The organism is Ensifer adhaerens, from assembly GCF_001270265.1.
GTDB classification, from domain to species: Bacteria; Pseudomonadota; Alphaproteobacteria; order Rhizobiales; family Rhizobiaceae; genus Ensifer; species Ensifer adhaerens_B.
This window is the reverse complement of the sequence record NZ_LGAP01000002.1, coordinates 622,822-642,185: the sequence shown is the minus strand read 5'-3', so window position 1 is coordinate 642,185 and position 19,364 is coordinate 622,822. Positions and strand designations below refer to the sequence as shown.

The 19,364-nt window shown below is 61.4% G+C and carries 19 protein-coding genes; 9 read left to right on the top strand and 10 right to left on the bottom strand.

The features are described from left to right. Positions 1 to 151 precede the first annotated feature (151 nt). The gene (locus AC244_RS07855; RefSeq protein WP_053248205.1) at positions 152 to 703 is read left to right on the top strand and encodes a tetratricopeptide repeat protein; all 552 of its coding nucleotides are present in this window, start codon (positions 152 to 154) and stop codon (positions 701 to 703) included. 64 nt (positions 704 to 767) lie between these two features. Here AC244_RS07855 and AC244_RS07850 read toward each other — a convergent pair whose 3' ends face one another. Then, positions 768 to 1,667, bottom strand: a complete 900-nt coding sequence (locus AC244_RS07850; RefSeq protein ID WP_082366766.1) for a DUF3313 domain-containing protein — start codon at positions 1,665 to 1,667, stop codon at positions 768 to 770. Between the two features lie 289 nt (positions 1,668 to 1,956). Between AC244_RS07850 and AC244_RS07845 the strand changes: the two genes are divergently transcribed. From AC244_RS07845 to AC244_RS07825, 5 genes are all read left to right on the top strand, one after another. Next, on the top strand, positions 1,957 to 2,475 hold the full coding sequence (locus tag AC244_RS07845; RefSeq protein ID WP_053248203.1) for an RNA polymerase sigma factor: 519 nt from the start codon (positions 1,957 to 1,959) through the stop codon (positions 2,473 to 2,475). Between the two features lie 3 nt (positions 2,476 to 2,478). Next, positions 2,479 to 3,306 carry an anti-sigma factor family protein gene (locus AC244_RS07840; RefSeq protein ID WP_053248202.1) on the top strand — a complete coding sequence of 276 codons (828 nt, stop codon included), beginning with the start codon at positions 2,479 to 2,481 and terminating at the stop codon, positions 3,304 to 3,306. 479 nt (positions 3,307 to 3,785) lie between these two features. After that, positions 3,786 to 3,995: a cold-shock protein gene (locus tag AC244_RS07835; protein ID WP_053248201.1), complete on the top strand. Its 210-nt coding sequence runs from the start codon at positions 3,786 to 3,788 to the stop codon at positions 3,993 to 3,995. A 187-nt stretch (positions 3,996 to 4,182) separates the two neighbouring features. Further along, a complete protein-coding gene (locus AC244_RS07830; protein ID WP_053248200.1) occupies positions 4,183 to 4,407 on the top strand; it encodes a hypothetical protein in 225 nt (74 codons plus the stop codon). A 37-nt stretch (positions 4,408 to 4,444) separates the two neighbouring features. After that, positions 4,445 to 4,825 carry a DUF6481 family protein gene (locus AC244_RS07825; protein WP_053248199.1) on the top strand — a complete coding sequence of 127 codons (381 nt, stop codon included), beginning with the start codon at positions 4,445 to 4,447 and terminating at the stop codon, positions 4,823 to 4,825. A 116-nt stretch (positions 4,826 to 4,941) separates the two neighbouring features. On the opposite strand, the gene leuA is transcribed toward AC244_RS07825, so the two are convergent. Continuing rightward, complete coding sequence (gene leuA, locus AC244_RS07820) at positions 4,942 to 6,651, bottom strand: 2-isopropylmalate synthase (protein ID WP_053248198.1); 1,710 nt, start codon at positions 6,649 to 6,651, stop codon at positions 4,942 to 4,944. Between the two features lie 445 nt (positions 6,652 to 7,096). Beyond that, a complete protein-coding gene (locus tag AC244_RS07810) occupies positions 7,097 to 7,681 on the bottom strand; it encodes an ATP-dependent Clp protease proteolytic subunit (protein ID WP_053248196.1) in 585 nt (194 codons plus the stop codon). Between the two features lie 240 nt (positions 7,682 to 7,921). Here AC244_RS07810 and AC244_RS07805 point away from each other — a divergent pair, with 240 nt between their 5' ends. Next, on the top strand, positions 7,922 to 8,500 hold the full coding sequence (locus AC244_RS07805) for a HupE/UreJ family protein (protein WP_053248195.1): 579 nt from the start codon (positions 7,922 to 7,924) through the stop codon (positions 8,498 to 8,500). A gap of 50 nt (positions 8,501 to 8,550) precedes the next feature. Here AC244_RS07805 and queF read toward each other — a convergent pair whose 3' ends face one another. From queF to AC244_RS07790, 3 genes are all read right to left on the bottom strand, one after another. Continuing rightward, positions 8,551 to 9,015 carry a preQ(1) synthase gene (gene queF, locus AC244_RS07800; RefSeq protein WP_053248194.1) on the bottom strand — a complete coding sequence of 155 codons (465 nt, stop codon included), beginning with the start codon at positions 9,013 to 9,015 and terminating at the stop codon, positions 8,551 to 8,553. Further along, positions 9,012 to 9,932 carry a cation diffusion facilitator family transporter gene (locus tag AC244_RS07795; RefSeq protein ID WP_053248430.1) on the bottom strand — a complete coding sequence of 307 codons (921 nt, stop codon included), beginning with the start codon at positions 9,930 to 9,932 and terminating at the stop codon, positions 9,012 to 9,014. Before AC244_RS07795 ends, queF begins: the two co-directional genes overlap by 4 nt. A gap of 153 nt (positions 9,933 to 10,085) precedes the next feature. Continuing rightward, positions 10,086 to 11,636: an MFS transporter gene (locus AC244_RS07790; protein ID WP_053248193.1), complete on the bottom strand. Its 1,551-nt coding sequence runs from the start codon at positions 11,634 to 11,636 to the stop codon at positions 10,086 to 10,088. A gap of 182 nt (positions 11,637 to 11,818) precedes the next feature. On the opposite strand from AC244_RS07790, the gene AC244_RS07785 reads away from it, so the two are divergent. Then, positions 11,819 to 12,742 (top strand): LysR substrate-binding domain-containing protein, encoded by a 924-nt coding sequence (locus AC244_RS07785; protein ID WP_053248192.1) that lies wholly within the window; start codon positions 11,819 to 11,821, stop codon positions 12,740 to 12,742. 76 nt (positions 12,743 to 12,818) lie between these two features. On the opposite strand, the gene AC244_RS07780 is transcribed toward AC244_RS07785, so the two are convergent. The 3 genes from AC244_RS07780 to AC244_RS07775 all read right to left on the bottom strand — a co-directional run bounded on the left by AC244_RS07780 (position 12,819) and on the right by AC244_RS07775 (position 17,388). After that, complete coding sequence (locus tag AC244_RS07780; protein ID WP_053248191.1) at positions 12,819 to 15,008, bottom strand: anthranilate synthase; 2,190 nt, start codon at positions 15,006 to 15,008, stop codon at positions 12,819 to 12,821. A gap of 113 nt (positions 15,009 to 15,121) precedes the next feature. After that, on the bottom strand, positions 15,122 to 15,166 hold the full coding sequence (gene trpLE / locus AC244_RS37450; RefSeq protein WP_178385073.1) for a trpE operon leader peptide TrpLE: 45 nt from the start codon (positions 15,164 to 15,166) through the stop codon (positions 15,122 to 15,124). Positions 15,167 to 15,285: 119 nt separating this feature from the next. After that, positions 15,286 to 17,388, bottom strand: a complete 2,103-nt coding sequence (locus AC244_RS07775; protein ID WP_053248429.1) for a TonB-dependent receptor domain-containing protein — start codon at positions 17,386 to 17,388, stop codon at positions 15,286 to 15,288. Between the two features lie 454 nt (positions 17,389 to 17,842). On the opposite strand from AC244_RS07775, the gene AC244_RS07770 reads away from it, so the two are divergent. Beyond that, positions 17,843 to 18,775, top strand: coding sequence for an extensin family protein (locus AC244_RS07770; protein ID WP_063934081.1), 933 nt, complete (start codon positions 17,843 to 17,845; stop codon positions 18,773 to 18,775). Here the strand turns inward: AC244_RS07770 and AC244_RS07765 are convergent. After that, positions 18,772 to 19,224: a thioesterase domain-containing protein gene (locus tag AC244_RS07765; RefSeq protein WP_053248189.1), complete on the bottom strand. Its 453-nt coding sequence runs from the start codon at positions 19,222 to 19,224 to the stop codon at positions 18,772 to 18,774. The genes AC244_RS07770 and AC244_RS07765 overlap by 4 nt on opposite strands. Positions 19,225 to 19,364 lie beyond the last annotated feature (140 nt).

Here is a 19,364-nt window from a genome sequence, read left to right as displayed (position 1 = left end):
GCCGGACTTTGCCGGAATCTCGTCGCCGGGCGAATAATTGCGCATCGTCATGCGTCACACTCCCGTTCGGGTTCCCACAACCGGCAGAGCGATCTATTCTCTGTGCCGGAAATGGCGTGCTCGGCGCCGTTGCAGATGATGGGAGATAGGCATGATGTACCGCAAGACCATTCTATGTGCCCTGTTTATGGCCAGCACAGCTGCCTTTGCAGGCCAGACGGCCATGGCCGCCGGCGAGGACACCAGCGAGCCGCCGAAGAAAACCAAGACGAGCAGCGAATGCACCAACGGCAAGATCTGGGATGCCAAGAAGAACGCTTGCGTCAACGCCAAGAAGAGCGACCTCGGCGACGACATCCTTTTCGAGGCCGCCCGCGAGCTTGCCTATGCCGGCCAGTATGAGAACTCCATCAAGGTTCTCGGCGCCGTCAAGGATCAAAAGAGCGCCCGCGTCCTGAACTATCTCGGTTATGCCAACCGCAAGGCCGGCCGCATGGAACTCGGCATGCAGTATTACAAGCGCGCGCTTCAGGCCGACGAGAACTATGTCCTCGCCCGCTCCTACATGGGCCAGGCCCTGATCGAGCAGGGTCAGATCGAGGATGCCCGGGTGCAGCTGGTCGAGATCCGCGATCGCGGCGGCGAGGATAGCTGGGCCTATCGCTCGCTGCTGCAGTCGCTCGGCGGCGTCAGACAATATTGATGCATGCCCTCTGCCTTCCCCAACATGGGAAGGCAGCCGCGGCATCGACCCAAGAAGCCTTTCCTCAGCTGCGCTTCTCCTCGGTCCATTCCGGCGGCAGGCCCAGCGCGCCGCCGACGATGCCCGTCACGCCCGAGCCACGCCCGAAAATGGCGCAATCGGGATCGGTCGACTTGCCGGTGACGGCATAGGAGACGCTGTTCGAGACGTTCTTCATCGACGGCAGCTCGAAGCCGGACTTCATCGGGTCGTTCGATTTTGCCAGCAACGCGCTGAAATCGTCGGAAAAATCGCCGGCCAGTTCGAACGCGTCGGCGGCGGTCGACGCGCGCGAACCATTGGTCAGGATGTTGGCTCCGCGCGCCCATGTCAGCCCGGCGATCTGCTTGCCCTTCGCATCGAAGGCCTCCGCCTCGACGGCGAGACTGCCAAGGCCGATCGGAATGCGCGGTACCGGCACAGGGGCGACCGCCGAGGTCACGGTCGACACGCCGGCGACGACGGCATTCGTCGCCTTGACCTTGCTGACCACGGAGCGCACGGCCATATCCGCCGGCTTCGATACCGGCACGACATCGAAATGTGCGCTCAACGCCTCGCATAGCGACCGGTCGATGGCCGTTGCCACCAGTTTCTTCTGCGGATCGCCGAGCTTGCCGACATCGGCATTGGAGGCAAAGGTTGTCGGAATCAGATGCACGGTCTTGACGTTCTTGGTCGAACCTGAATCCACCCGATACTTCGTCTTGGTCACCATGCCATCGCTGGCGACGAAATCCTTGTAGGACGACAGCGAACCGGTTTCGCTGAGAGACGCGCTCTGGCAGGCGGCAAGGCCTGCCAGCAACGCGGTGAGCCCCGTGATCCGGATGCAGGCCAGTGCTGGCCGCAACCGATCAGGACGCGATCGCCCCGTGGATCGCCGACCGTCAAGGCCTGCACTACCGCATTCTTGTTTGTTCATTCACACTTCCCCCGGCAACGACCTGCAGTTGTGCGGATGAGTGCCGATCAGATTCGGGCCGAACTTTGACGCAATGCCGGCCGGGCCTTGCAGTTTACCGTAACGACTACCCGGCAGCGCGGGTGCGGACGAGCGAAGGTTTTTGGGATAATGGCGCGCGAAAGAACAGATTTCGCTTTCCGATCCGTGACTTCCCTTGCAGACTAAGGACCAAATGTTTCATATCATTCGCCGTGGATATTACTTGGCGAATAAAGACACGATCCCGCACGTTTCATTTGGAAGAGCAATGCGCCCAGCGGCAGAAACGAAGGACTTCAGACGCGACTTGGTCAGCCTGCTGCCCAAATTGCGCCGTTTCGCGATGACATTGACGCGCAATGCACATGATGCCGATGACCTTGTCCAGGAAGCTTGCGAAAGAGCGATTACGCGCAGTCACCTCTGGAACGGAGAAGGCCGCCTCGAAAGCTGGATCTACGCAATGACGCGCAATCTTTGGGTCGACGAAATCCGCAAGCGGAAGGTCCGCACCGGCAGCGGCACGATCGATGTGTCCGACCAGGATGAACTGAGCGTCGAGGCCTCGGCCGAGAAAGCGGTCTACGCCAACCAATTGCAGAAGATGATCCTCTCTATGCCCGAAGGCCTGGCAAGCACCTTCCTTCTGGTCAATGTCGAAGGCCACAGCTACCGCGAGACCGCCGATATCCTCGGCATCCCCATCGGCACGGTGATGAGCAGGCTGTCGACGGCGCGCCTGAGGCTCGCGGCGATGATTTCCGAGAACACCGAAAGGAGGGCTTGACCGTTGCAGCAGACGAAAGGTCACGCGCTCGAAATCCGGTTGTGCGCCTACATAGACGGCGAACTCGGCGAGGCAGAGAAGACTGAACTCGAGACACTTCTCGCTCGCGACGAGGACGCCAAGGCGTTGTACGAAAAGCTGAAGGCGGGCAGCGCCTTCGGCAACACGGCTTTCGAAGATTTCTTGCACGATCCCGTTCCGCTGGCTCTGGTGCGCCAGATCAAGCAGGGCTCCGGCATTAACCCCAAGGCGGAACGCGTAACGATCGCGGCCGCCAATGTGCGCAGTGCACGCATCTGGCCGCGCGTGGTGGCGGCATCCGTGGCGCTGGTGTTGGTCGGTGGCGCCACCGGCTTTATCATCGGCACGGCCAACAACGTCGCCGAGCCGACGAAGCTGGCGTCGGCTCGCACCTGGCTTGACGACATCGCCGATTACCACCGCATCTATTCGCGCCAGAAGGAACGCCTCGTCGAGGTTCCGGCCTCCGACGCGCCGAAGATCGAGACATGGCTCGCCTCCAGCGTCGGTGTCCCGTTCACCATCCCCAATCTGACCGGCAAGGGCCTGAACTTCGAAGGTGCGCGCCTGCTTGTCGCCAACAGCAAACCCGTCGGACAGCTCATCTATCGCAATGCCGATGGCGATGTGTTTGCGATCTGTTTCCTCAAGGACAGCAACAGCCCGCAATCCGACAAGTTCTCCGAAAGCATCCGCGACGATCTCGGCATGGTTTCCTGGCAGCGTGGCGGCGCGTCTTTCGTCGTCGTCGGTCCGTCGTCCAGCGTCGGCCTGCACGAGCTCGCCGAAGCGGTCGCAACGACGATCTGAGCCAACGCCTTCTCAGCCTGGTTGAGCCGCAACCTCCGCCAAAATTCGGGAACCGATCCACGGCAGCGCCTGTTCCGAAGGCGGATTTCGATGTCATGAAAATCATGACATCGGCCACCGCAGGGCAGAAAGCATAATTCGTGCGACCGTATTTGGATTAAGCAGAAATTTGTGTAGGCAACCAAACGGTTACGCCCGCGACCACGCCGCAAAATACATATGCCGCAACGGCCAAATATTGAGTTCGAATTGGGTTGCCACAGCCACCGAAAAACTCGTAAAATCCGGCAAGAAAAAACCAACGGTTGACATTTCAATACTTTGTCTCTATCTCTGGCAAATCGATATTTGCTTGCTGAGCTTTGGTTACCGCGCATTTAGCAACCGCGCCCTGAACGAACCTTCCTTTCAAAAATCGCTATCACCATCCGCAACGCTTCCGCGTCGCGGTCGTTCAATATGCTATGAGAGGGTTCATCATGACCACCGGCACAGTTAAATGGTTTAATTCCACCAAGGGCTTCGGCTTCATTCAGCCTGACAACGGCGGCCCGGACGCATTCGTCCACATCTCCGCCGTCGAGCGCGCTGGCATGCGCGAAATCGTCGAAGGCCAGAAGGTCTCCTACGACATGGAGCGCGACAACAAGTCGGGCAAGATGTCTGCCTGCAACCTTCAGGCAGCTTAAATCGGTATCGGCTCTCCCTTGACCACGGATGTACTGGCACTGTCGAGAGCATGATACCCATCAAGGTCAGGCAAAATGCCTGGCCTTTTTTCGTTTTCGTGCACCGAATGCACGCCCACCGCGACTGCATTGCGCATCGGGAATGATGCCAGAAAACGTAGGCGCGCCTGAAAGATCGGGATCCCCAATGACAGAGACCCATAACAAATCGCGCCAGCGGGCTGAGATTGCCTTTGCCAAGGAGCAATCGCAGTTCTTTGCCCGTGACAGCGCGGTCGAAGAGCTCGACGCCATCGTCCAGGCTCGCGAAGAAAAGACCCTGCGCCTGCGCGAAGCTCGTCTGGCAAAGGAGTTGCAAGATCGCCTGGCGGCCGCCGCCGCCCCCGTTTCGAAACGTGTCAGAAAGGCCTGACTTTCAGTCAGGGTGACACCTCAACTGGAATAGAGACTTGAGAAACATCAGAAACAGTGAACTCACCGACCGTCGCAGCGCCGCTGCCGATGCGAAGAAAGCGCTTCTTCAAGCCTATCGCGCCGCAAAAGAGGCCGCAGAACCGACCGAACTCGCCCGTCAGGCTCAGCGTCAGGCCGTCGCTGCCGCCCGCGAGGAGCGGCGTATCAACCGCGAACGCGTAAAGATCGAGGAGCGCGAGCGTCTGCAAGCCGAGGCGGCAGAACGCGAAGCGGCAATCACCGCTGCCGCGAGAGCCGAGGCCGAAGCGCGCGAAGCCGCCGACAAGAGCCGCATCTCACGCGTGATCGAGGACGAAGCGGCCCGCAAGGCAGAGCGCGACCGGCGCTACGCCAACCGCAAGGCGCGACAGGGCTGAACGCCTAGAATGGCCCAAAGCCATCATCGCCGGCCTTGCCGGAAGACCGCCTTTCAGTGAATTAGATTCCGAATGAAAGCGCCGCGCGTCGATCTCGACGCGCGGCGTTTTGCTGATCAGGCGTTTTTCATCTCCAACACGCGGTTGGCAGCCGAGACGATCGCTTCCAACGAGGCCGCCACGATGTTGGTGTTGATGCCGGCGCCGAACAGCTTGCCGCCGGGATGCTCCATCTCGACGTAAGCAATGGCGGCGGCGTTCGAGCCGTGCTGCAGCGAATGCTCGGAATAGTCGGCGACCGAGAGATCGACGCCGAGATAGATCGACAGCGCGTTGATGAAGCCGTCGATCGGACCGGTGCCCTTGCCCTCGATGCGCTTGATCTCGCCGTTGTCGGCGATCTCGGCCGAAACCACGCGCACACCCTTGTGTTCACCCACCGGATAGGTGTGGTGATCGACGAACTTGATGCGCGCGCCCGGCTGCTCGACATAACGCTCGATGAAACGCTCGTGGATGCGCTTGGAGGGTAGCTCCTTGCCTTCCTCGTCGGTGATGCGCTGGATGTCTTCGCGGAACTCCACCTGCAGGTTGCGCGGCAGGTTGATGCCGTAGTCTTCCTGCAGGATATAGGCGATGCCGCCCTTGCCCGACTGCGAATTGATGCGGATGATCGCCTCGTAGGAGCGGCCGACGTCACGCGGATCGATCGGCAGGTACGGCACTTCCCACAACGGCTTGTTGGCGGTCTTGATCGCCTTCATGCCCTTGTTGATCGCATCCTGGTGCGAGCCGGAGAACGCCGTATAGACCAGCTCGCCGACGTAGGGGTGGCGCTCCGGAATGACCATCTGGTTGGAATACTCGTAGACTTCCTTGATCCGCTCGATATCGGAGCAGTCCAGCTTCGGATCCACGCCCTGGGTGAACATGTTCAACGCCAGCGTCACAACGTCGACATTGCCCGTGCGCTCGCCATTGCCGAACAGCGTACCTTCGACGCGGTCGGCACCGGCCATCAGGCCGAGCTCGGTCGCCGCGATGCCCGTGCCGCGGTCGTTGTGTGGATGCAGCGAAATGATCAGGCTCTCGCGATTGTCGAGGTTGCGGCACATCCATTCGATCTGGTCGGCATATATGTTCGGCGTCGCCATCTCGACGGTCGACGGCAGGTTGAGGATCAGCTTGTTGTCCGGGGTCGGCCTGATGATCTCGGTGACCGCGTTGCAGATCTCCAGTGCCACTTCCAGCTCGGTGCCGGTGAAGCTCTCCGGCGAATACTCGAAGCGATAGCCGCCGCCGGCCTTGGCCGCCATGTCGGTGATCATCTTGGCCGCGTCGGTTGCGATCTGCTTGATGCCGGCAACGTCCTTGGCAAACACCACCCTGCGCTGCAGTTCACTCGTGGAATTGTAGAAATGCACGATCGGCTTGTGGGCGCCCTGCAGCGCTTCGAAGGTCCGGGTGATCAGCTCCGGCCGGCACTGCACCAGCACCTGCAGCGACACGTCTTCAGCGACGTTGCCCTCTTCGATGCACCAGCGGGCGAAGTCGAAGTCCGTCTGCGAGGCCGAGGGAAAGCCGATCTCGATTTCCTTGAAGCCCATGTCCAGCAGCAGCTGGAACATGCGCGCCTTACGGTCATGGCCCATCGGGTCGACGAGCGACTGGTTGCCGTCACGCAGGTCGACCGAGCACCAGATCGGCGCCTTTGTGATCGTCTTCGACGGCCAGGTACGTTCGGCAAGCGCAATCTGCGGGTAAGGCTGATACTTTACCGCCGCTTCCGGCATGCCGTTCTTGATGGAATGGGATTTCTGGATCATTGCAGCTTCTCTTCATCACTGAGCGCTCTGGCCGCTTTGCCATAACCGATCGGGGATCGGATTGCGATGGCAAATGCCGCGGCGGGCGCGTTTGTCCTAAAACTCTATGGGATTCGAGGAGCATCTGCCGGCATGGCTTTTCGGCCGCCGGGCGCTCCTCAGCGAACCCGGCAACCGCGAGTAAGGCCGAGAAGAAGAAGCGAGGCGAAGGCGCGCAGCGGCGCACGATTGTCATCGTGTGCGGCAGAGATCGTAGCGATCTGATATGCGTTAGCCTTGGTCATGCCAAAGCCTATACACGGCTTGCCGAAACGGAGCAAGGCTCCGCGGAGCTGAAACATGACGAGGGCCGCCCCTCGCGCGATGCTCGGCAAAGCAAAAGGGCACCGGCGCTTCCGCCGATGCCCTTTGCGATCTCAACGCCGTTGCCGACGGAATGCCGTCCTCAGATATCCGAAACCGAGGTGATGATGCGCGAGACGAGACCGTAATTCTTGGCCTCTTCAGCCGACAGCCAATAATCGCGTTCCGTGTCCTTGGCGATCTTTTCGACCGTCTGGCCGGTCGCTTCGGAAAAGATCCTGTTCAGGCGCTCGTTCATCTTGATGATTTCGCGTGCCTGGATCTCGATATCGGAAGCCATGCCGCGGGTGCCGCCCGACGGTTGGTGAAGCAGGAAGCGGGTGTTCGGCAGGCAAACGCGACGCTCCTTGGGCACGCCGACATAGATCAGCGCGCCGGCCGATGCGACCCAGCCTGTGCCGATCGTCCAGACCTTCGGCTTCACGAACTTGATCATGTCGTGAATGCTGTCGCCGGATTCGACGTGGCCGCCGGGCGAGCTGACGAAGAGGCGAATGTCGTCATCGCTGGCAGACGCAAGCGCCACGAGCTGCGAGCACACCTTCTGCGCCAGTTCCTGCGTGATCGTGCCGTAAATGAAAATCGAGCGCGACTTGAAAAGGTTCGCCTCCGTTTCCTTGCCCAAGGGCAATTCGGTCTTCTTGTCTTCCTCGTCGTTGTCGTTCATCCGTGTTTCTCCGGCGTCTCATGAATTTCTCTGTCAAAGTCAGATAATGCGACTCGACCGCGAAGACAATGCAACAAACCGGAGGGGCGACAAAGCGGCAAACCGGACTGTGCCTATGGTAAACGCTGCCACCGCCAAATGCCGTATGGACAGAGACCCAAAGCCCAATAAGATCGATCCCGTCAAAAAGCAGCAAAGACGGGGCTTCCTCCCAGGCCCTGTCGATCCATGGGGACAGACATGAACAGACGCATCCTGATTGCGGCGGCGGCGCTGATGGCATCCACAGCACCCGCCTTCGCACACCTCAGCCCGGACGAGCACGGCTCGTTTGCGGCCGGCTTCTCGCATCCGCTCTTCGGCCTCGACCATATCCTGGTCATGATCGCCGTCGGTCTCTGGGCGGCGCAGATCGGCGGTCGGGCGCTATGGATCGTGCCGACGGCCTTCGTTTCGATGATGGCCGTCGGCTTCACGCTGGCAACCGCCGGCATCGGTCTTCCCTTTGTCGAGCCCGCGATCCTCGCCTCGGTCGTCGCACTGGGGTTGCTGGTGGCCATGGCCGTACGCCTCGATACATCAGCGTCGGCAGCGATCGTCGGCCTCTTCGCGCTCTTCCACGGTCATGCGCATGGCGGCGAGCTCGGCAGTGCCGGCGCGCTTGCCTTCTCGGTCGGCTTCCTGATTGCCACTACCGCCCTTCACGCAGCCGGCATCGGTCTTGGGATGATGCTCGGTCGCCTCTCGGGCGGCGGCGCGCTGGCGCGCGTTCTCGGCGGCATCACGGCTCTCGCGGGCGCAACCTTGATCTTCGGCTGACGGTCGTAACAAGGCGCAAAACGAAAATGGCGGGCCAGGCCCGCCATTTTCTATCCGCGACCGCGATAGGTGGGAACGCCCTGGTCGGGCAACCAGAGCCCTTCCGGCGGCTTGCCGGTCTGCCAGAAGACATCGATCGGAATGCCGCCGCGCGGATACCAGTAGGCGCCGATGCGCAGCCATCGTGGCGACAAGAGCGTCACCAGCCGCTTGGCAATGTCGATGGTGCAATCCTCGTGAAAGGCGCCGTGATTGCGGAAGGAATGCAGGAACAGCTTCAGCGACTTCGATTCCACCAGCCATTCATCCGGCACGTAGTCGATGACGATATGGGCGAAGTCAGGCTGGCCGGTCATCGGGCAGAGCGAAGTGAATTCCGGCGCGGTGAACCGCACCAGGAAGTCCGCGCCCTGGTTGCCGCTCGGCACGCGCTCAAGCACCGCTTCGTCGGGGCTCTGTGGCAGGTCGACCTTCGCGCCCAATTGCGACAGGCCGGATACGTCAGTCTTGCTCATTTCCGTGGTGCTCCACTCACTTTTACGCGCACGCCGTGCGCCTTTTCACCTTCCGGCTCGACATGGATCGCGATCTTGGCGCCGGGATGAACGGCGCGGATCGCGTCCTCGATCCGATCGCAGATATCATGCGCCTCGCCCACCGGCATCATTTCGGGCACGACCATGTGGAAATCCACAAAGATCACCGGGCCTGCCTGGCGGCTCTTGAGGTCATGCACCCCGAGCGAACCCTTGGCATTGGCGGCAATCGCAATCTTGATCGCCTCCTCCTCGTCGGCTGGCACAGCCCGGTCCATCAACCCGTCGATCGAGCGCGATATCACCATCCAGCCCTGGAAGAGGATGTTGCAGGCGACGATCACGGCGAGCAAGGGATCGAGGATCGCGTAACCGGTGGCAATGGCAAGAACAAGGCCGATCAAGACGCCGATCGAGGTCACGACGTCGGAGAGAATATGATGGCCGTCGGCGCTCAATGCCGGCGAGCGATGCTTCCGGCCGGCGCGGATCAGCACATAGGCCCAGATGGCGTTGACGACACCCGCTGCGAAGTTGATCGCCAAACCCAGCGCCGGGGCCTCCAGCACCACCGGCGCCATCATCGCCGGCACGGCTTCCCAGACGATCAGCAGAGCGGCAACCACGATCAGCACGCCCTCGATGACGGCGGAAAAATACTCCGCCTTGTGATGCCCGAAGGGATGGCCGGCATCCGCCGGTTTCGCCGCATAACCGATCATCAGATAGGCGATCACCGCCACGATCACATTGACCGTGGACTCGAGGCCATCGGACAGAAGGGCCACCGAGCCCGTTACCCACCAGGCGAGAAGCTTCAGCCCCAAGACGGCCAGAGAAAGCGGAATGCCCCAGAAGGCAAGCCGCAGGACGGTTCGGTTTTCGGATCCAGACATCTTCTTCATTCCTCATGCAGATGCAAACGAGTTGCAAACGCAAGCCCATTGAAACGCAAAACCGCCCGCGCGAATTTCGCGCAGGCGGTTACTGGAAAACATATGTGCCAATGATGCCGGCTTGTCAAAGGGTTGATCGGCTCACTCCCGCTTTCACGGGTCCATAACTGTGGTCCGCAGCGGGCCGGGTTCACCGGCTGCGCCGTCGATCACGTCGGCGCTCTTCCCAAGATACAGAAAGACGACCACGGCCGTTGCCGCAGTAATGGCGGACAAAAGCCAGAGCAGTGCGCTGAACGCATCATTATAGGCCTGAAGCATAGCGGCCCGCGCCATCGACGGCACCATGCTGCCCGCCGCCGCGACGTTACCGGTGCCAAGCCGCTGGGCGGCACCAGCGGCATGTTCGCCCGCCGCCGGGCCCAGATTCATCTGCGTGAAGGCAGAGAGAAGTGCCGTCACCACCGCAAGCGCGACACCTTCGCCTGCAACACGGGTGGTGCTGAAGATCCCCGTCGCCATTCCTGCCCGCTCCTTCGGCACCACGCTGACCGCAAGACCATCCATCAATCCCCAGGGCAGGCTGATGCCGATGCCGACAAGCAACAATGGCCAGACCAGTAGCTCCGGCTGCGAGCCCACGGGAAACTGGCTGAGCCAGGCAAGTCCGGCGGCCGACAGCAGCAGCCCCGTCCCGCAGATGACCGCCGGCGCAAACCAGCGCGTCAACAGACCGGCGGCGATCGGCAAGACGAGAAGCGGAGCGGAGAGCGCAATCATCATCCGCCCTCCGGCAATTTCGCTCATGCCTTCGATGCCGATGAAGCGCACCGGCAGAAGAATGAGCAGGACAACGAAACCGTAGGCCGGCGCCGCGGCGAGCAGTTGCACGCCGACGAACCGCGGATATCTGAACAGCGACAGGTCCAGCATCGGCCGCGCCACGGAACGCTCGATCCGGTAGAAGGCAAAGAAGAAGACAACGGCGGCCACCAGTACAGCGAGGACGAAAGGATCGGTCCAGCCAACGTCGGGCATCTGCAGGATGCCGTATGTCAGAAATGCCAGCGCCAGCGTGAAGGTCGCCGCCCCTTTCCAGTCAAGACCCGCGGCATTCGGATCGCGCGTTTCCCGGAGAAAGACTGCGCCGAGCACGAGGGCAAGGGCCGCAAGCGCAACAACGAGCAGAAAGATTGCCGGCCAGCCAAACGCCTCGACCACGAGGCCTGAGGCGATCGGGCCGAAGGCAAGGCCCACGCCAAAACTCGCGCCGACCACGCTGAACGCCCGCAGCCGTTCCCCCTCTTCAAACTCCTGCGCCAATGACGCCATGGCGCCGGAAAACGCAGCGGCCGCTCCGACACCCTGCAGGGCTCTGAGAATGTCGAACCAGACAATGTCGCTGGCGAAAGCAAGACCGAGCGAGAACAGGCCGAAGGCTGCCAGCCCGCCAAGGAACATGCGCTTGCGGCCATAGGTATCGGCAAGCGCGCCAGCCGCCATCAAGGTGCTGCCGAAGGTCAGCATGAAGGCGTTGGTGACCCAATTGAGCGCCAGCGGGCTTCCGCCCAGCGTGCGACCGATCGAAGGCAGTGCCACGGCCGGTCCGGTGAAAGTCAGCGGCATCGCCGCGGCGGCGCAGCAAACGGCGACAAGAACGAACACCCGTCCGGCGTTGCCCCCACTCCTGATCTTCTCTCTCATGTCTTGTGATTCCGCTGTGTTCGAGCAAATGAAAACCCGCCGGGCGGACGCAAGATGGCCGGCCGAATGATCCGTGTCAGTGGGTACCGATTGACGTGAGCAGGATAGATTGGACACAATGGGCGGAAAATACCGCCATCACTCCGGTCATGGCGGAATAAAACGCTCGAATAGGAGAGGACATGGATCGCTTGAGCGGGCTGACGGCCTTTGTGCGAACCGCCGATCTCGGCAGCTTTGTCGCCGCTGGACGGGTGCTTGGCTTATCCGCTTCGGCCGTCGGCAAGGCGGTGACAAACCTCGAGAAGCAGCTTGGCGTCCGTCTCTTTCAACGCTCGACACGCAGCCTCCGGCTGACGGAGGAAGGGCGGCTGTTTCACGAGCGCTGCCGCCGTGTGCTCGACGATCTCGACGATGCTGAGGCCTCGCTCGCCCGGGCGGTCGCGGCGCCACGCGGGCGCCTGCGCGTCAGCGTGCCGATCGTCAGCTATCACCTGCTGTTGCCGGTGCTGCCGGACTTCATCGAACGCTACCCCGAGGTCGAACTCGATCTCGATTTCAACGATCGCATCGTCGACCTGATCGACGAGGAGGTTGATGTCGCCATTCGCAGCGGCGACCTGCCGGATTCCCGTTTGATGTCGCGAGCCCTCAGGCCGTTTCGGCTTCTGCTTTGCGCCGCCCCGACCTACCTGGCCGATCACGGCGCTCCCGAATGCCCACGGGATCTCGACGGTCACCGCGCGGTTCGCTTTCGGTTTCCCAACAGTCGCAAACTACAGGATTGGCCGATTGTCATGTCAGGCCCGGGCACCATGCCGCTGATGCAAACGGTTTTGACCTGCAACAACATGGAGGCATTGCGGGGCGCCGTGATCAGCGGTCTCGGCATAGGCTGCATGCCGGATTTTCTGGCGCGCGGACCGCTTGCCGATGGCACGCTTCGAACGGTGCTCGACGCCCATCTCGACGTCCCTGGCCAGTTTCATCTTCTCTGGCCGTCGAACCGGCATCTCTCGCCGAAGGTCCGCGTCTTCGTCGATTATCTGAGCGAGCGGCTGTTTGCCGATCGCTGCGAAATTCCTGCTGCGCCCCTCGTCCCATGAAGACGCCTGAAAACCCAACAACGAAAAGCGCCGCCCCTTGTTACGGAGGCGGCGCCTGACTGTCTGCCAATGCTCCTTAAGCGGCCTTGACCTTCGCCCGCTTGGCGAGATGCGCGACCACGTTTTCGATCATGCGCATGCCGGCATCACCACCGAGCGTCATGATCGATTCCGGATGGAACTGCACGGCGGCCACCGGCTCCTTGGTGTGCTCGATGCCCATGATCGTGCCGTCTTCGCTTTCGGCGGTGATCATGAAATCGCGCGGCAGGCTGGATGGATCGGCAAAGATCGAGTGGTAGCGACCGACGGTCACTTCCTTGCCGAGGCCGGAAAACACGATGCCGGGCTCCAGCACGCGGATGCGCGACGGCTTGCCGTGCATCGGGATCGCCAATTGCCTGAGGTCGCCGCCATAGGCTTCGGCAAGTGCCTGCAGCCCGAGGCAGACGCCGAAGATCGGCAGATCGCGGGCGCGCGCCTTCTTGATCGTCGCCTTGCAGTCGAAATCCTTCGGATTGCCGGGTCCCGGCGAAAGCACGACGAGATCCGGCTTCACCCGATCGAAGATCTCCTCGGCCACCGGCGTGCGCACCGTCGTCACCGTCGCCCCCGTCTGGCGGAAGTAATTCGCCAGCGTGTGCACGAAGCTGTCCTCGTGGTCGACGAGCAGGATGTTGACACCCGCGCCGACGGCAGCGACGTCGCGGCTGGCCTTGCCGCTGTTGGCGGATTTCGCGTCGCGAATGGCTGCGATCATGGCAGAGGCCTTCAGTTCGGTTTCGGCTTCTTCTTCTTCCGGGTTTGAATCGTAGAGCAGCGTCGCGCCCGCCCTCACCTCGGCAATGCCATCCTTGATGCGGATGGTGCGGAGCGTCAGGCCGGTGTTCATGTCGCCGTTGAAGCCGACCATGCCGATGGCGCCACCATACCATGCGCGCGGGCTCTTCTCGTGGCTTTCGATGAAGCGCATCGCCCAGAGTTTCGGCGCACCGGTCACGGTCACGGCCCAGGCATGGCTGAGGAAGCCGTCGAAGGCATCCATGTCGTCGCGCAGGCGGCCCTCGATGTGGTCGACCGTGTGGATCAGCCGCGAATACATCTCGATCTGACGGCGGCCGATGACCTTGACCGAGCCTGGCACGCAGACGCGGCTCTTGTCGTTGCGGTCGACGTCCGAGCACATGGTCAGCTCGGATTCGTCCTTCTTGGAGTTCAAGAGCTTGAGGATCTGCTCGCTGTCGGCGATCGGGTCGTCGCCGCGCTTGATCGTGCCCGAAATCGGGCAGGTCTCGATGCGGCGGCCGGATACGCGCACGAACATTTCCGGCGAGGCGCCGACCAGATATTCCTGGTTTCCGAGGTTGATGAAGAAGGAATAGGGCGACGGGTTGATCGCCTTCAACCGGTTGGAGATCTCCGACGGCTTGCTGTCGCAGCGCTCGAAGAATTTTTGGCCGGGAACGACTTCGAAGAGGTCGCCGCGGCGGAAGCTCTCCTTCGCCTTGACGACGAGTTCGGCATATTCGCCGGGACGATGGTCGCCATGCGGCGGAATGCTGTCGACGGTCTGGAAGGGTTCGCTGGCGATCTCTTCCGCCTTGCCTTCGGTCGAAAGCCCGTCCTTGGCGAAATCATAGCGGTCGATCCAGGCTTTGGCGGCATAGTGGTCGACGACGAGAATCTCGTCCGGCAGGAACAGCACCATGTCGCGCTGGTCGTCCGGGCGCTTCAGCTTCAGGTCGATGGCGTCGAACTGGAAGGCGAGATCGTAACCGAAGGCGCCGTAGAGGCCGAGGCTCGCATCCTCGGCCGAATGGAAGAGATTGGTGACGGCCCGAAGCACGGTGAAGACCGTCGGCATCTTCGAACGCTCTTCCTCGGTGAAGACGCGGTCGGGCGCGTTGATCGTCAGGTCGAGACGGGTCGCCGTCGAGGCGACGAGTGTAATGTCGGCAACGGTTTTCAGATGCCCTGCGATGATCGACAGCAGCACTTCGCCGCGGCCGTTATAAGCTTCGATCCAGAGCGAGCGGCCGAAGGAGGAGATGCCGAGCGGCGGATCGACGACGGCGGTGTCCCAGCGGGTGTAGCGGCCCGGATATTCGTAGTTGGACGAAAACACCGCGCCGCGGCGCTCGTCCAGCCTGTCGACATAGCTTGAAATCGCATCCGCATAGGAGGCTTCGCGCCGCCGGCGGATGACGACGATGCCGCCCTTGGTGGTATAGCTTTCCGCGCCGTCTTCGAGAATTGCCGTTGCCATTCGTCTCGCTCCGTAAAAGCCCGGTTTTCCCACGCGGCCAGAATACGAAAAAGCCGCCTCGAAATCTCCGGGCGGCTTCATGTCTCAATCACGCATGACTGGTCAAGGCCGCCTCAGCGAGCCCACCACCAGATCGAAATGTTGCGTGCATTTGTCATGGGCGAAAGTGTTAGCGCGGGTTGCGCCCCTGCGCAAGCGGGAAAAAGCGACGTCGCAGAGGCAAAAGAAAAGGCGGCCACAAGGACCGCCTTTTCGACTGGAGCGCGTCTGCAATCGCTCAGAACTTGGCCTTCGCCGTGACGAGGAAGGTTCGGCCGCGGCCGGTGTCGATCGTGCTGCCGGCAATGGTGCTCGACGACGGAGTGTAGGTCTTGTCGAACAGGTTCGTCACCGTCGCCGTCACTTCGAAGCCGTTCTCGAACTTGTAGTTCGCGAACATATCGACCAGGCCGTAACCTGGAACGGTCGGCGGTGTGCGGTTGATCGCACCGACGTCGGCATTCGATACGGCGTAGAAACGTGTGCCGACAGTTAGGCGCTGGTCTTCGAGGAAGCGGGCACCGAGCGTGGCGCTGACGATATTGTCCGGCAGAAAGCTCTGCACACCGAAACCGTTGATCTGTGACGGCAGCTTGCTATCGGTATACGTATAGGCAAGGTCGCCGAAGACGTAACCGGCATCATAGGCCGCCTGCAGCTCGAAGCCCTGGACGGTCGACTTGCCAGGATTGTTGATGAAGAAGACCTGGCTACCACCGTTGCGCAAAGCAGCCGTGATGTAATTATCGATGCGGTTGTGGAAGTAGTTGGCCTTCAGGCGCAGGCTGTCACTGGAGTCGAGCAGGCCGTCGAAGGTGAAATTCGCACCGATTTCCCAGCCCTTCGAGATTTCAGGCTCGAGGAACGGATTGGGGAAGAACATCTGGAAGCCGCCCGGGTGGGAGCCGCCGGCAAAGGTCTCGTTGACCGTCGGCGAGCGCGAGGTCTCGGCATAGGTCACATAGGGCTGGAACCAGTCCGTCGGGTTGAGTGCGAGCGTGACGCTCGGGTTGAGACGACCGTCGGACTTGTCGACCGTGTAGGGGCCGGCCGGAAGGCCGATTGGATTGCCGGCAGAGACGGCGCCGGAGCCATCGAGGCTGTAGTGGTCCCATCGCAGGCCAGCCGTCAGGTCGGCGATGCCATAGGTGAAGGTCGTGTTGCTGAAGACGCCGGTCGTGGCATTGGTGCCGCTGCCGTTGACGCCACCGGCCGGCCGCGCCGCGCTGTTGATGACATCGTAGTCGTCACGGAAATATTCGACGCCATAGTTGGCCTTGACCGCGACGTCACCGAGATCGAACAGCGAGGTGTTGGAGATGTCGAAACCCTTGCCCGTGTCGGTGATGCGGCGACCGGCAGCAGAGCCACCACCGGTGATGTTCGCGTCGTACTTCATCCTCAGCCGGTTCCAGTAGGCGTTGGCGCGGAAATCGATAAGCTCGTTATCCGGCGTATAGGAGTAGCTTGCAGCCAGCGTCTGGTTCTTCACGTTCTGGAAGTAGGAGTTGGCGAAGAAGTCGTTGTCGTAGGTGATACCGCTGAACTTGAAGGTATGGTCCTCGTCCGGCGTCACCTCGAACTTCAACATGCCCGACAGCAGGTCTTCCTCGGTGAAGGGAACCTGACGGCCATCGCCATTGTCATAGTTGCCGGGGTCCGCCTTGCTAATGCCACCCAGCACCGAGAAGACGTCGTTGAAGCGGTAGGCGCCGATCAGCGATTCCGACCAGCCGGCCTCGTTGCTGCCGTAGGTGGCAGAGGCGATGCCGCCATAATTCTTGCCGTCCTGGATCAGGTCTTCGACGTCATAAGTCCTAAAGTTGACCGAACCGGCCAGCGCGCCGCCGCCGACGCCGTTGACGGCACCGCGGGTCACGTCGATCTCAGACAGGAACGCCGGATCGAAGTAGGCAAGACCTTGCGCTTCGTGACCGGTGAAGCGGAAGTTCTGGCGCACGCCGTCGATCATCATGTTGACGCGGCCGGAACCTTCGAAGCCGCGAATGTTGACGGCCACGCCCGGATTCTGCGGATTGTTCGCCGTCGAAGTACCGGGCACGCCGCGCAGCAGATCGTCGGTTTCAAGCCCGGACTGGAGGTCGATCTGGTCGGTCGTCACCACACTGACGGGGCCGGCCTTGGCATAGGGATCGCCCGTGCGCGCGCCCTTGACGACGATCGGCGAAAGGAAGGTCTCGCCCTTTTTGGTGGCCTCGGCCTTCTGCTCGTTTGCCTTTGGCTCGTTCGTCGCGGTCTGCGCGAAAGCACCAGTGGCAGCGGAAAGAGCAAGTGTAGTCGTGCAAGCCAGAAGAGCCAGGCGACGGTGCCGGTTAAGCATGGACCAATCCTTTGAAATCATGGGCCGGGCTTGCTGTTGAGCGGCGAACTCAAGGGGCTGGCTGGGCGTGGGTTCGAATGTGTTGCGACATTGCGTCGCCTCATTTATGCCGCATAAAAAACATGAGTATTATTGTCAACATAGAAACGCATCCCCCACAATTTATGGGATCGTCCCAGTTCGGGGCGTTGCCGAACTGCAACGCTCTCATACCAAGTCTCGACGATAGAAACCTATAGGATGGCCCATGGCTGGTCTCTGGCTAGGCGCGGTGCGCAGGGCGATGCTGACGCATCGAGCAAGCATCGCAACGACGCCAGAGACCAACCATGGACCATCCTATAGGTTTCTATCGTCGAGCCTTGGTATTAGCCATCAAGCCGATGAAACCAGATGCCCTTCCATGCGTTCCTCTCCCTCGGGGCCTGCCCCGCGGACATGTGAAAGGAAACGCATGCGTTGCCATATCCCCCTGATTTTCTTGTCGTCATTGCTGCTCACGGGCGCAAGCCTTCCCAAAACCGGCCCCCTTCCCTCCAACAAACCACCGACCGACGCACAAGCCGAGGCACCGATACCCGCTCCGGAAAAGAAGCCGGAGACGCCGGTGAAGGAAGAGGACGGAAATAAGAGCCAGCCGCCGCCAGACGGAGAACAGGGCAGCCAAGCGCCGACGCCTGAACCGAAGCCGACGGAAGGCACGGAAAACGGGAAGGTCGACGACAAGGGAGCCGACGGGAAGAAGGGCGACGCCGCCGGAGAGGAAAAGAGCAAGGACGACAAGGCGGACGAGGTCCCTGTCACCTACCCGCCTGTCGAAATCGAAAATCCAGCCGATTACGCCAAGTGTCTGTCGGAGCTGAAAACATTTGGCACCGTCTTCACCGAAGCCAAGCGGATCGACGATGGCAAGGGCTGCGGCATCGACAAGCCGCTCGATGTCACCAGCGTGTTGCCCGACGTCAAGCTGGCGCCGAAGGGATTGATGCGCTGCGAGGCCGCACTGGCATTGGCGCGCTGGACGAAAGAAGCAGTGCTGCCGGCGGCCGACGTGGCGTTTGCCAAGGGTACGACGGTGAAAACGTTGAACCAGGCCTCCACCTATGTCTGTCGCCTGCGCAACAATGGCGCGACGGGCAAGATCTCAGAGCATGCGCATGGCAACGCCGTCGACATCGCTTCGCTCACGCTCAGCGACGGCAAGACCATCGAGATCCAGCCTCGCGACGAGGATGGCACTATGACCGGCGCCTTCCAGCGCGCAATCACCGCTTCCGCCTGCCTCTATTTCAAGACCGTGCTCGATCCGGGCAGCGACGCAGCGCATGAGACGCACCTGCATCTCGACGTGATCGAGCGCAGGAACGAATATCGCTATTGCCGCTAGTCCACACTATGACCCAGGGCGACGAACTCGCCTTCGAAACGCCCGGCAAGGTCGCCGCCATCGAGCAGATCTGCGACGACGACGATGCGTGCCTTGCCCCGACGGTGAAACAGCCGCAGGAAGCCCGGCCATTGCCCCGTGTCTGCCAGGGTTGACCGGGCGGAGAATGCACCGGCAACCGGCTTCAGATACTCCATCCGGTTGCTCTGGATCACAAGGCGGGCCGTAACGCCGGCGCGGCTCAAGCGCACGTGCAGCAGCGACCAGGCGGAAAGGATCGACAGCGCCGAGGCGCTGCCGCCGAACACGGTTTCACGGTGATTGATGTTGGGAGCGAGCGGCGCAGAAAGCCGCACATGCTCCTCCGTCGCCTCGTCGACATGAACCTGCATCGCTGCGGAAAGCGGGATATGGTTGTGAAGATAGGCTTCAAGGTCCAGTGGAGTCATGGGAGACACATATCCATTTCGAGCTTAAGACGCGTTCGTCAGCGGGCCATCACAACATGAACATAGAGACGGCGATGCAGACAATACCCACCACCTTTCATCGCCAGCCCGCGAACAATCCGCAAGGCTCGCACGGCATC